This window comes from Streptomyces sp. NBC_00654, from assembly GCF_026341775.1.
Classification (GTDB): Bacteria; Actinomycetota; Actinomycetes; order Streptomycetales; family Streptomycetaceae; genus Streptomyces.
The window spans coordinates 1,397,296-1,410,180 of the sequence record NZ_JAPEOB010000002.1; the positions used below are offsets into that span (position 1 = coordinate 1,397,296).

The 12,885-nt window shown below is 70.3% G+C and carries 11 protein-coding genes; 3 read left to right on the plus strand and 8 right to left on the minus strand.

Annotated features, from left to right (window positions below):
• Positions 1–6: 6 nt before the first annotated feature.
• A complete protein-coding gene (gene rpsD, locus OHA98_RS26350) occupies positions 7–621 on the minus strand; it encodes a 30S ribosomal protein S4 (RefSeq protein ID WP_018524225.1) in 615 nt (204 codons plus the stop codon).
• A 188-nt stretch (positions 622–809) separates the two neighbouring features.
• Between rpsD and OHA98_RS26355 the strand changes: the two genes are divergently transcribed.
• A complete protein-coding gene (locus OHA98_RS26355) occupies positions 810–1,511 on the plus strand; it encodes a DUF2470 domain-containing protein (protein ID WP_266929214.1) in 702 nt (233 codons plus the stop codon).
• Here the strand turns inward: OHA98_RS26355 and OHA98_RS26360 are convergent.
• The 4 genes from OHA98_RS26360 to OHA98_RS26375 form a co-directional block, all read right to left on the minus strand.
• Positions 1,508–2,884: a replication-associated recombination protein A gene (locus tag OHA98_RS26360; RefSeq protein ID WP_266929215.1), complete on the minus strand. Its 1,377-nt coding sequence runs from the start codon at positions 2,882–2,884 to the stop codon at positions 1,508–1,510. The genes OHA98_RS26355 and OHA98_RS26360 overlap by 4 nt on opposite strands.
• Positions 2,885–2,970: 86 nt before the next feature.
• Positions 2,971–3,606: a vitamin K epoxide reductase family protein gene (locus tag OHA98_RS26365; protein ID WP_266929216.1), complete on the minus strand. Its 636-nt coding sequence runs from the start codon at positions 3,604–3,606 to the stop codon at positions 2,971–2,973.
• Between the two features lie 330 nt (positions 3,607–3,936).
• Complete coding sequence (hisS, locus tag OHA98_RS26370) at positions 3,937–5,202, minus strand: histidine--tRNA ligase (protein WP_266929217.1); 1,266 nt, start codon at positions 5,200–5,202, stop codon at positions 3,937–3,939.
• A 13-nt stretch (positions 5,203–5,215) separates the two neighbouring features.
• Complete coding sequence (locus OHA98_RS26375) at positions 5,216–5,902, minus strand: MBL fold metallo-hydrolase (RefSeq protein ID WP_266929218.1); 687 nt, start codon at positions 5,900–5,902, stop codon at positions 5,216–5,218.
• Positions 5,903–6,050: 148 nt separating this feature from the next.
• On the opposite strand from OHA98_RS26375, the gene OHA98_RS26380 reads away from it, so the two are divergent.
• Positions 6,051–6,842 (plus strand): peptidylprolyl isomerase, encoded by a 792-nt coding sequence (locus tag OHA98_RS26380; RefSeq protein ID WP_266929219.1) that lies wholly within the window; start codon positions 6,051–6,053, stop codon positions 6,840–6,842.
• Between the two features lie 201 nt (positions 6,843–7,043).
• Positions 7,044–8,273, plus strand: a complete 1,230-nt coding sequence (locus OHA98_RS26385; RefSeq protein WP_266929220.1) for a DUF349 domain-containing protein — start codon at positions 7,044–7,046, stop codon at positions 8,271–8,273.
• A 146-nt stretch (positions 8,274–8,419) separates the two neighbouring features.
• Here OHA98_RS26385 and OHA98_RS26390 read toward each other — a convergent pair whose 3' ends face one another.
• The 3 genes from OHA98_RS26390 to secF form a co-directional block, all read right to left on the minus strand.
• Entirely contained in the window at positions 8,420–11,047 is a 2,628-nt protein-coding gene (locus OHA98_RS26390) for a bifunctional (p)ppGpp synthetase/guanosine-3',5'-bis(diphosphate) 3'-pyrophosphohydrolase (RefSeq protein ID WP_266929221.1), read from the minus strand.
• Between the two features lie 177 nt (positions 11,048–11,224).
• Positions 11,225–11,776: an adenine phosphoribosyltransferase gene (locus OHA98_RS26395; RefSeq protein ID WP_266929222.1), complete on the minus strand. Its 552-nt coding sequence runs from the start codon at positions 11,774–11,776 to the stop codon at positions 11,225–11,227.
• Entirely contained in the window at positions 11,776–12,885 is a 1,110-nt protein-coding gene (gene secF, locus OHA98_RS26400) for a protein translocase subunit SecF (RefSeq protein ID WP_266929223.1), read from the minus strand. Before secF ends, OHA98_RS26395 begins: the two co-directional genes overlap by 1 nt.

Sequence of the window (12,885 nt, forward strand, 5' to 3'; positions counted from 1 at the left end):
CCTGGATCAGCGGGCGTAGTACTCGACGACGAGCTGCTCGTCGCAGATCACCGGGATCTCCTTGCGGTTCGGGTCCCGGTCCAGGCGGAAGGCCAGGGCCTTCAGGTTCACCTGGAGGTAGCGCGGGGTCTCACCGTCGGTGTCGTAACCACCCTCGCGGGCCACCTGGAAGGGGACCTTGGAGCGGCTGCGCTCGCGGACCTGGACGACGTCGTCGGGGCGGACGCGGAACGACGGCTTGTCGACCTTGCCACCGTTGACCTCGATGTGACCGTGGACGACCATCTGACGGGCCTGGTAGATGGTGCGGGCGATGCCCGAACGCAGGACCAGGGCGTCGAGGCGGCGCTCGAGCTCGACGACCAGCGCCTCGCCCGTCTTGCCTTCGGCCTTCTTGGCACGGTCGTAGGCGCGCGCCATCTGGCGCTCGCTGATGTCGTACTGCGCACGCAGGCGCTGCTTCTCCAGCAGACGGACCTTGTAGTCCGAGTTCTGCTTGCGGCCACGGCCGTGCTCGCCCGGCGGGTACGGACGCGCTTCGAAGTACTTGACAGCCTTGGGCGTCAGGGCGATGCCGAGGGCACGCGACTTCTTGACCTTGGGACGCGACTGGTTAGGCACGTTCTCCAGACCTCCGTTGTAGGTTAGGTTAGGCTTACCTTACTCAAGGAGATCGCATGTCTCGCCCTGGGAACACCACTCACGTCACGGACAGCACAGACAGCGGCAGCGCGCAAAAAGGCACTGCTACGACGGAAGGCCGATCTGATCGTGGTCAGCCGCGTCCCAGCGGGCTTGAAAACACTCGGATGCCGTCAGCAGCCGAGCGCACACGAACTCTCGTACAGAGTACCTGCTCCGCCGTACTGGTCGTACCAGGGCTCGATGTGGCCCGCCCCGAGCAGCTCGTCCCCGGCACCCGGAGCGTAGGACCCGAGGGCGATCTGTTCCTCGAATTCCCCGCGGATTCCCCCGCCGTACGGGCCGCGGCCCACGCCCGGGGCGACGAGCCGACCGCGGTGCTGGAGATCACGGATGTCGCCCCGGTCTCCGTCCCGCACCGCATTCGCGGCCGCGCCTGGGTGTCCGGCCGGCTCACCTGCGTACCCGGTCTCGCCGACGCCGGCCGGATGATGCTGCGGCTGGAGTTCGGGGAGGCGTACGTCGACGACCTCTGGGGGGCCGAGGACATCGCGCAGGAGGACTTCCGGGACGCGGCGCCCGACCCGCTCGTCATCCACGAGGCGGAACTGCTCCAGCACCTGCACGCGGCCCACGGCGAACAGCTGCGGAAGCTGTGCGGACTGCTCGGCGAGCGCACCGACCACACCTGCTCCGCCCATGGGCCCACCGCCGTGCCGGTCGCCCTCGACCGCTTCGGGCTGCGGATCCGCTTCGTCGAGGGCCGGGGCGCGTGCTTCGACGCCCGCTTCGAGTTCCCCGAGCCGGTGCGGGACGTCGGCGGACTGCGCCGCGCGATGCACACGCTCTTCGAGGCGGCGTCCCGCTAGAGGCCGTCCGTCGCGGCCTCGGGCCCGCCGCGCCCGAGCCGCTCGCGGACCCGGTCCGCCACGTCCGCGTACCGCGCCTCGGCGCCGTAGCGCGTGGGGGTGTAGTACCGCTTGTCGCGGACCGCGTCCGGGGCGTACTGCTGGGCGGCGATGCCTCCGGGGACGTCGTGCGGGTAGATGTACCCCTGGGCGTGGCCCAGCTTGGCCGCACCCTTGTAGTGGCCGTCGCGCAGATGGGCCGGGACGGGGCCGGCGAGGCCCTTGCGCACGTCCTCCTGGGCGGCGGAGATCGCCAGGGTCGCCGCATTCGACTTGGGGGCCAGGGCCAGCGCGATCGTGGCATGGCTGAGGGTCAGCGCCGCCTCCGGGAAGCCGATCATCGCCACGGCCTGTGCCGCGGCCACCGCCGTCGGCAGGGCCGTCGGGTCGGCGAGCCCGATGTCCTCGCTGGCGGAGATCATCAGCCGCCGGGCGATGAACCGGGGGTCCTCCCCCGCCTCGATCATCCGCGCCAGATAGTGCAGCGCGGCGTCCACGTCGGAACCGCGGATGGACTTGATGAGGGCACTGGCCACGTCGTAGTGCTGGTCGCCGTCCCGGTCGTACTTCACGGCGGCGCGGTCGACGGTCTCCTCGACCGTCCGCAGGCTGATCTCGGACCCGTGTGTGGCGAGCGCCGCACCGGCCGCGGCCTCCAGCGCGGTGAGCGCCCGGCGGGCGTCGCCGCCCGCGATGCGCAGCAGATGCGCCTCGGCGTCCTCCGGAAGCGTCAGCGCGCCGCCGAGCCCGCGCTCGTCGCTCAGGGCCCGGCGCAGCAGGGAGCGCAGATCCTCGTCGGTCAGCGGCTCCAGGGTGAGCAGCAGGGAGCGCGAGAGCAGCGGGGAGATGATCGAGAAATACGGATTCTCGGTGGTGGCGGCGATGAGGGTCACCCAGCGGTTCTCCACGGCGGGGAGCAGGGAGTCCTGCTGGGCCTTGGAGAAGCGGTGGATCTCGTCGAGGAAGAGGACGGTCTCCTTGCCGAAGCCGCCGGTGGCGCGGCGCGCGCCGTCGATGACGGCCCGGACCTCCTTGACCCCGGCGGTGATCGCGGAGAGCTCGACGAAGCGCTTGTTGGTGGCCTTGCTGACCACGTACGCCAGTGTCGTCTTGCCGGTGCCGGGCGGACCCCAGAGGATCACCGAGGACGGGCCCGCGGGGCCGCCGCTCCCCTCGCCGACGAGGCGGCGCAGCGGGGAGCCCGGTCTGAGCAGATGCTGCTGGCCGACGACCTCGTCGAGGACGCGGGGACGCATCCGGACAGCGAGGGGGCTGCTGGACGGGTCCTTCTCCTGGCGGTCTTCGGCTGCTGCGGTAAAGAGGTCGGGCTCCACGTTTTGAAGCCTATGTCACCGCACTGACAGCGCCGCCGGGGCGGTCGCCCGCCCGGCCCGCGCTGCCGGTGCGCCGACGGTGCCGCTCAGCTGGTCCAGAAGTCCCACCAGCGGGTCAGGATCAGCATGCCGATGATGCCGATCCAGAGCACCGGCGGCACCCAGTGGAATTCCGTCAGCCCGTTCCGCAGCCAGGCGGGGGCGGGGAGAACGCGGTTCTTGATGTTGTGCGTGGTGACGTAGCAGAACATGAAGATCGTGGCGACCCAGGCCAGGCAGCACCACAGGCAGAGCGAGTTGATGTTGTAGAGCGACTGGTACTGGAGCCAGGTGCAGAAGCCGACACCGAACAGCGTGCCGGCGTTGAGGCCCAGCCAGAACCAGCCGCGGAAGCGTGCTCCGGCGAGCAGTCCCACGCCGATGCAGATCACCATGGCGTAGGTGACGAGCCCGAGCATCGGGTTGGGGAAGCCGAAGGCGGCCGCCTGCTCGCTCTTCATGATGTTCCCGCACGCGACCACCGGGTTGAGGCTGCAGCCGGGTGTGAAGCTGGGGTCTTCGAGCAGCTTGAACTTGTCGATCGTGATGACCCACGCGGCGAGCAGTCCGGCCGCTCCGGTGATCACCAGCAGCAGTGCGAACGCGCGCGTGCCGCCGATGGTCCTCTTCCCGCCGTCCTCTTCCTGGTGCGAGGAGGGATGATCTACCGCTGCAGTCGTCATATCGCCGTTCCATCAATGGGTATCCAGCCGGGCACGGTCATTGTGCCGCACCACCGCGCAGGTCAACCGTTCGATGGACATAAAGGTGTTCACACGGGAGGCACCGGACCGCCGCTGGCCCCCGCCTCCGCCGGACGCCCGTCGGTCCGGCGGACTCTCGGCGGATGCCGATCTCCGGCGGCGTCGTGACATCGACGCCACCCCACCGCATGAATTCGCGCGCACCGAGTTGACGACAGAGAAAGAGGCTGACGGGCGGCGCCACGTGGCCACCGGGCGCGGACGCCCGTGTGCCCCGGGTCAACAGCCCCCGGGGCACACGGTGTTCGGCTACCGGCCGAGACGGGCGCGGACCGCCTCGACGACTTCGGGCAGCGGTACGGCGGTCTGCTCCCCGGACTCCATGTCCTTGAGCTGCACGACGCCCTCCGCCAGGTCGCGTTCGCCCGCGACGACCGTGAAGCGCGCCCCCGAGCGGTTCGCGCTCTTCATCGCGCCCTTCAGGCCCCGGCCGCCGAACGCGAAGTCGGCGGCGATGCCGGACCTGCGCAGTTCGGTGACGACGCCGAACAGGGTCCGGCGGGCCTCCTCGCCGAGCGGGACGGCGTACACGCTGGTGGTGGCGGGGATGTCCAGCTCGATTCCCTCCGCCTCCAGCGCCAGCACCGTACGGTCCACGCCGAGCGCCCAGCCGACGGACGGGAGCGCGGGGCCGCCGATCATCTCGGACAGGCCGTCGTAGCGGCCACCGCCGCCGACCGCGGACTGCGAGCCCAGACCGTCGTGGACGAACTCGAAGGTGGTGCGGGTGTAGTAGTCGAGACCGCGGACGAGCTTCTCGTCGTCCTCGTACACGACCGAGGCGGCGTTCAGCAGTTCGCGCACCTCCTCGTGGTACGCCTTGCAGGCGTCACAGAGGTAGTCGCGCAGCTTGGGGGCGCCCACGAGCTGCTTCTGCACCTCGGCCCGCTTGTCGTCCAGGACGCGCAGCGGGTTGATCTCGATGCGGCGGCGGGTCTCCTCGTCGAGGTCGAGGTCGCGCAGGAAGCCCTGGAGCGCCTCGCGGTAGACGGGGCGGCACTCCTTGTCGCCGAGCGAGTTCAGCAGGATGCGGAACTCGCGCAGGCCCAGCGAGCGGTACGCCTGGTCGGCCAGGATGATCAGCTCGGCGTCCAGGACCGGGTCCTCGGCGCCGATGGCCTCGGCACCGACCTGCGAGAAGTGGCGGTAGCGGCCCTTCTGCGGGCGCTCGTACCGGTAGTACGAGCCGGAGTACCAGAGCTTGACCGGGAGGTTGCCGGCCTTGTGGAGGTTGGCCTCCAGCGCCGCGCGGAGCACCGACGCGGTGCCCTCCGGGCGCAGCGCCAGCTCGGAGCCGCCCTTGGTGGTGAGGGTGTACATCTCCTTGGTGACGATGTCGGTGGACTCGCCGACGCCGCGGGCGAAGAGGTTCACGTCCTCGAAGCCGGGCGTCTCGATGTAGCCGTAGCCGGAGTTGCGCAGGGGCGCGGAGATGGCCTCGCGCACCGCGAGGTACTTCGCGGAGTCCGGCGGGGTCAGGTCGTACGTGCCCTTGGGGGCCTGAAAGGTGCTCACGGAAAGTCTCTCGTCACATTCCTCGTCGCGGCGCGTCCATACCGTGCAGATACGGATTGGAGGCGCGCTCGCGGCCGATGGTCGTCTGGGGGCCGTGGCCGGACAGCACCACGGTCGAGTCGTCGAGCGGCAGGCACACGCGGGCCAGCGACTCGAGCAGCTCGGCGTGGTCGCCGCCGGGCAGGTCGGTGCGTCCGACGGAGCCGGCGAAGAGCAGGTCGCCCGAGAAGAGGACCGGCGGTACGTCCGCGGCCTCGGGCATCCTGAACGTCACCGACCCCTTCGTATGGCCGGGCGCGTGCGAGACACCGAGCTCCAGACCGGCCAGCCTCAGCAGCGCGCCGTCGGTGAGCTCCTTGACGTCGTCCGGCTCCCCCACGGTCAGCTCGCCCATGAGAGGCATCCCGATGGAGCGGCCGAGGGCCTTCTCCGGGTCGCTCATCATGTAGCGGTCCTCCGGGTGGATCCAGGCGGGGACGTCATGGGCGCCGCACACCGGGACGACCGAGGCGACATGGTCGATGTGTCCATGGGTGAGCACGACGGCGACGGGCTTGAGCCGATGCTTCTTGAGCGCGTCCTCGACGCCCTGGGCGGCCTGATGGCCCGGGTCGATGATCACGCACTCCTCGCCTGCGGCGGGGGCGACCAGGTAGCAATTGGTCCCCCAGGCCCCGGCGGGGAACCCGGCAATGAGCACGATCGTCCTTAATGTTCGTCCGGCGGAAGCGGCCGCAGCGAAGGATGCAGCAGATCAGAGCCTACCGGCGCTCCTCATTACACAGGTAACCCATATACCGTACGGGTCAGCCCAGGCCCGATGACACGACGTACAAGGAGATCAACCGGTGGTCAGCAGCGATCAGCGGCGGCGGCAGCTCGCCCGGGAGAAGTACGAGCGGCAGCAGCAGCGCCGGGAGGAAGCCCGCCGCAGGACCAGGCGTGTCACCGTGATCACCGCGTCCGCGGTGGCCGTGGCCGCGGTGGTCGGCGTGGGCGCGTACGTCGCGGCGGACAGCGGTGACGGCAAGGACGGCAAGAGCGAAGCCGCCGCGAGCCAGAGCCCGTCCGCCTCGCCCTCCGCGAGCGAGAGCGCGGCCCCCGAGCCCGCGATGAAGATCGACAAGAAGGCCAAGTACACGATGTCGCTCAAGACGAGCCAGGGCGACATCGCGTTCACGATGGACGCGGCGAAGACCCCGCACACCGCGAACTCGTTCAAGGCGCTCGCCGACAAGGGCTACTTCGACGGTACGAAGTGTCACCGCCTGACCACACAGGGCATCTACGTCCTCCAGTGCGGCGACCCCAAGGGCGACGGCACCGGCGGTCCCGGCTACACGCTCCCGGACGAGAACCTGACCGCGCTCGGCAAGGCCGGCGCCGACGGCAATGTGACGTTCCCCGCGGGCACGGTGGCGATGGCCAACACGGGCCAGCCGCACACCGGTGGCAGCCAGTTCTTCCTCGTCTACAAGGAGACCAAGCTGCCGCCCACCTACACCCCGTTCGGGACCATCGACGAGGCCGGTCTGAAGGCCGTCCAGAAGGTCGGCGAGGCCGGTGTCGAGGGCGGTGCGGGTGACGGTGCGCCGAAGAAGGCCGTGAGCATCGAGAAGGCGTCCGTCGCCAAGGACTGACCGGCGGGGCGGCCGGGCGCTCCCGGCCGCCGCCGGGGCGGCCCAGGAGCACCGGAGAATTTCGGCCGCGCTGAGTGCGGACAGCCGGGCGGCCGGTCGCCTAGATTGGCGTTGTGCAGGGCGGGCGATGCCCGCCCCAGGAAACTGTGGACGATGCCCGGGGGGCGAACCCCCTCGCAGGCATCAGGTGGAGGAGGCGCTGTGAGCAGCGACCCGTGGGGCCGCGTCGATGAGACCGGCACCGTGTACGTGCGTACAGCCGATGGCGAGCAGGTCGTCGGATCGTGGCAGGCCGGTTCCCCCGAGGAGGCTCTGGCCTACTTCGAGCGCAAGTACGACGGCATTGTGGTCGAGATCGGCCTCCTCGAACGGCGGGTGAAGACCACCGACCTTTCGGCCAAGGACGCGACGACCGCGATCGAGCATCTGCGGCAGCAGGTCGACGAGCACCACGCCGTCGGCGATCTCGACGCGCTCCGCAAGCGGCTGGACGCACTCGTGGCGACGGTCGACTCGCGGCGCGAGGAGCGCAAGGTCCAGAAGGCGAAGCAGACCGACGAGGCCAAGCACGCCAAGGAGGCGCTCGTCGCCGAGGCCGAGGAGCTGGCGCAGAGCGAGCAGTGGCGGTCCGCCGGCGAGCGGCTGCGGGCGCTGGTGGACACCTGGAAGGGGCTGCCCCGGCTGGACCGCAAGTCGGACGACGAGCTGTGGCACCGCTTCTCGCATGCCCGGTCGGCCTTCTCCAAGCGCCGCAAGGCCCACTTCGCCTCGCTGGACGCCCAGCGCGAGGAGGCCCGCAAGGCCAAGGAGAAGCTGGTCACCGAGGCCGAGTCGCTCTCGGGTTCCAAGGACTGGGTGACCACGGCCGCCCGCTACCGCGACCTGATGACCGAGTGGAAGGCCGCGGGCCGTGCGCAGCGCGAGTCCGAGGACGAGCTGTGGAACCGTTTCCGGGGCGCGCAGGACGTCTTCTTCGCCGCCCGCAGCGAGGTGTTCGCCGAGCGGGACGCGGAGCAGGGCGAGAACCTCAAGCTCAAGGAGGAGCTCGCGGTCGAGGCCGAGAAGCTGGTGCCGGTGAAGGACCTGAAGGCGGCCAGGGCCGCTTTCCGTGCCGTCAACGAGCGCTGGGAGGCCATCGGCCACGTACCGCGTGACGCCCGCCCGAAGGTCGAGGGCCGGATGCACGCGGTGGAGCGGGCGCTCCAGGAGGCGGAGGAGTCCGAGTGGCGCCGGACGAACCCGGAGGCGCGGGCCCGCGCCGCCGGTCTCACCGGCCAGCTCCAGGATGCCGTGGACAAGCTCCGCGCGCAGATCGACACCGCGCGTGCGGCGGGCAACAACGCCCGTGCGGACAAGCTGTCCAAGGAGCTCGAAGGCCGCCAGGCGCTGCTGGACCAGGCGCTGAAGGGGCTGGAGGAGTTCGGCGGCTAGGCCGGACCTGACCGGTCGGACCTGGCCGGTCGGACCGACCGTGGACCGGACATACGGAGAGGGGCCGCTGTACGTGACACGTACAGCGGCCCCTCTCCGTATGTCCCGGGCGGGCCCGTATGCAACGGGCAGGCCCGGACGGGGACCTACGGCCTGCGGGCGGAGGTGACCCGGTACACGTCGTAGACGCCCTCCACGCCGCGTACGGCCTTCAGGACGTGCCCCAGGTGCTTGGGGTCGCCCATCTCGAAGGTGAACCGGGAGGTGGCCACCCGGTCGCGGGAGGTCTGCACGGCCGCCGACAGGATGTTGACGTGCTGGTCGGACAGGACCCGGGTGACGTCGGAGAGCAGCCGGGAACGGTCCAGAGCCTCGACCTGGATGGCGACCAGGAAGACCGAGGACTGGGTGGGGGCCCACTCGACTTCGAGGATGCGCTCCGGCTGCTGCGACAGCGAGTCCACGTTGACGCAGTCGGCGCGGTGCACGGAGACGCCGCTGCCGCGGGTGACGAAGCCGATGATCGGGTCGCCGGGGACGGGTGTGCAGCAGCGGGCCAGTTTGACCCAGACGTCCTCGACGCCCTTGACCACGACGCCGGGGTCGGCGTTGGCGCGGCGCTTGCTGCGGCCTCGGGAGGGCGGAGCGCTCTCGACGAGGTCCTCGTTGGCGGCGTCCTCGCCGCCGAGTGCCTGCACGAGCTTCTGCACGACGCCCGCGGCGGCGACATGGCCCTCGCCGATCGCCGCGTACAGCGACGAGATGTCGGGGTAGCGCATCTCGTGCGCGAGGGTGACCAGGGAGTCGCCGGTGAGGATGCGCTGGATCGGCAGGTTCTGCTTGCGCATCGCGCGGGCGATGGAGTCCTTGCCCTGCTCGATCGCCTCGTCGCGGCGCTCCTTGGAGAACCAGGCGCGGATCTTGTTGCGGGCGCGGGGCGACTTGACGAAGCCCAGCCAGTCCCGCGAGGGCCCGGCGCCGGCCGCCTTGGAGGTGAAGACCTCCACCAGGTCACCGTTGTCCAGGGTGGATTCGAGCGGGACGAGCCGCCCGTTGACCCGTGCTCCTATGGTCCGGTGGCCCACCTCGGTATGGACGGCGTACGCGAAGTCGACCGGCGTCGCACCCGCGGGAAGCGCTATGACATCGCCCTTGGGCGTGAAGACGAAGACCTCGTTGCGGGAGAGGTCGAAGCGCAGGGACTCCAGGAACTCGCTGGGGTCCTCGGTCTCCTTCTGCCAGTCCAGGAGCTGGCGCAGCCACGCCATGTCGTTGACGGTGTCCTGGCCGCGTCCGGTGTTCTTGGGGACGTCGGTACGCACCTTGGAGGCGCCCGCGACGGCCTCCTGCTTGTACTTCCAGTGCGCGGCGATGCCGTACTCGGCGCGACGGTGCATGTCGAACGTACGGATCTGGAGCTCGACGGGCTTGCCGCTGGGACCGATCACCGTGGTGTGCAGCGACTGGTACATGTTGAACTTGGGCATCGCGATGTAGTCCTTGAACCGCCCCGGCACCGGATTCCACCGGGCGTGGACGGTGCCGAGCGCCGCGTAGCAGTCGCGGACCGTGTCGACGAGGACCCTGATGCCCACCAGGTCATAGATCTCGGCGAAGTCCCGGCCCCGCACGATCATCTTCTGGTAGACGCTGTAGTAGTGCTTCGGCCGCCCGGTGACGGTGGCCTTGATCCGGGCGGCGCGCAGGTCGGACTGGACCTCGTCGGTCACTATGGCGAGGTATTCGTCGCGCTTGGGGGCCCGCTCGGCGACGAGACGGACGATCTCGTCGTACATCTTGGGGTAGAGGATCGCGAAGGCGAGGTCCTCCAGCTCCCACTTGATGGTGTTCATGCCCAGGCGGTGGGCGAGCGGCGCGTAGATCTCCAGCGTCTCGCGGGCCTTCTTCTCCTGCTTCTCCCGCTTGAGGTAGCGCATGGTGCGCATGTTGTGCAGCCGGTCGGCCAGCTTGATGACGAGGACCCTGGGGTCCTTCGCCATGGCGACGACCATCTTGCGTACGGTCTCGGCCTGCGCGGCCTCACCGAACTTGACCTTGTCCAGCTTGGTGACGCCGTCGACGAGCAGCGCGACCTGGTCGCCGAAGTCGAGGCGCAGGGTGTCCAGGCCGTACTCGGTGTCCTCGACGGTGTCGTGCAGCAGGCCCGCCATCAGGGTGGCCGGATCCATGCCCAGCTCGGCCAGGATCGTCGTCACGGCCAGCGGATGCGTGATGTACGGGTCGCCGCTCTTGCGCTTCTGGCCGCGGTGCCAGCGTTCGGCGACCTGGTAGGCCCGCTCGATCTGGCGCAGCGTGGCGGTCTCGATCTTGGGGTCATTGCCTCGGACGGTGCGCAGCAGCGGTTCGAGGACCGGGTTGTACGGGCTGGAGCGCTGCACACCCAGTCGGGCGAGGCGGGCCCGGACGCGGTTGGAGGAGCCGCCCGAGCGGGTCGCCGAACCGGCCGGGGCGAGGGGCTTCGCGGCGGGCCTGGCCGGGGTCTTGGACGCGGGCTCGGCGGGGGCCGGGGCGGCGGGTGCGGCGGCGGGCTTCGCGGACGCCGGGGCCGGGCTCCCCGGGGTGGCCGGCCGCGCGGGCCCGCCGGGCTTCGCGGGGGTGGCGGAGGCGGGAGCCGGGGCCTGCGGGGAGCTGCCGGACGGCTCACGCGGCGCGGGCTCCGGCGCACCCGAGGGCTTGGCCTTCTCGGGCGTTGCGGGGGCCGCCGCGGGCTTTTCGGGCTGCGGGGCGGCGGCTGGCTGGGCCTCGTCTGGCAAGAGCGCTCCTCGTGCGGATCCGGGGTACCCGGAAGCCCATGGTATCGACCCCCCGGCCGGACCTCGCCCGGGGACCGCGGGAGCCCCTGTCGACGCGGAACGGGCACCCGGTGTTCCCGGGTGCCCGTTCCGCGTCGACAGGGGCTCGTGCGGCGGGTGAGCGCCGCCGTGCGGGGCTCAGAGCGTGATCAGTGCCTCCATCGGCGCGCCCCGCAGCGCGGGCTCCAGCCGGGCCCGGCCGGAGAGGAAGCCGAGCTCCATGAGGACCGAGACGCCCACGACCTGAGCGCCGGCCCGCCGGATCAGCTCCAGAGAGGCCTCGGCGGTGCCGCCGGTGGCGAGGACGTCGTCGATGACCATGATCCGGTCGTCCGCGGTGAGGTCCTCGGCGTGGATCTCGATCTCCGCGCTGCCGTACTCCAGCTCGTAGGCCTGCCGGAGCGTGGCTCCGGGCAGCTTCCCGGCCTTGCGGACGGGTACGAAGCCGAGCCCGGCCCGGACCGCGACGGGGGCGGCCAGGATGAAGCCGCGCGCCTCCAGTCCGACGATCTTCGTGGCGCCGTGCCGGACGCACAGCTCCGCGAGGGCGTCGGTCAGCGCCGTGAAGGCGACCGGGTCCGCGAGCAGCGGGGTGATGTCCTTGAAGACCACACCGGGCTTCGGATAGTCGGCCACATCACGGATGCGGCTGAGCAGCAGTTCCCGGGTCGACGCGGTGGTGCTGGTCATCATCGCTTCCCCGGAGTCCGGCCGTGGCCCCCGGGCTGCCGGGGCCGGCCCACGGTGGCACCGGCGGTCTCGGCGTCCTCGGGGAAGGCGTCCTGCGGCTCGTCCTCGCGCTCGTCGTCGGCGGACTCGCCCTTGGCGGCGGCCGCCGCGCGCTTGGCGAGGATCCGCTTCTTCAGCGCCTTCATCTGCGGGTCGCGTTCCTTGAGGTCGGCGACGAGCGGAGTGGCGATGAAGATCGAGGAGTACGCACCGGCGGCGAGACCGACGAACAGCGACAGCGAGATGTCGTTCAGCATGCCCGCGCCGAGGACACCGCCACCGATGAACAGCAGGCCGGCGACCGGCAGCAGCGCCACGACGGTGGTGTTGATGGAACGGACCAGGGTGCTGTTGATCGACCGGTTGGCGATCTCGCTGTAGGTGAAGCGGGTCTGCTTGGTGATCCCCTTCTGGCCCTCCTTGAGGCTGTCGAAGACGACGACCGTGTCGTAGAGGGAGTAACCGAGGATGGTCAGCAGACCGATCACGGTGCCCGGGGTGACCTCGAAGCCGACCAGCGCGTAGACGCCGACCGTGATGGTGATGTCGTGGATCAGGGCGACGAGGGCCGCGATGGCCATCCGCCACTCGAAGGCGATGGCCAGGTAGACCACCACGAGGACCATGAAGATCCCGAGGCCCATCCAGGCCTTGTTGGCGATCTGCTCACCCCAGCTGGGGCCGACCAGGTCCGCGTTGATCTTCTCCGCCGGCACCCCGAGGTCCTGGGAGAGCTGCGTCTTGATCGCGTCGGCCTTGGCCGTGTCGACCTCGGTGATCTGGATGCGCAGACCGCCGTTGCCCAGTTCCTGGACGATCGCCTCGTGGCCGGAGGCCTCCACCGCGGCCTCGTGGGCCTGGGAGCTCGAGATCTTGGCCTTGACGTCGGTCGTGAAGACCGCGCCGCCCTTGAACTCGATGCCCATGTTGAGGCCGCTGACCGCCAGGCCGAGGATGGCCGTGATGGTGATCAGTATCGAGACGCCGTACCAGATCTTGCGCTTGCCGATGAAGTCGTAACCGACCTCGCCGCGGTAGAGCCGGGCGCCGAGATTGCCGAGTCGCGACAT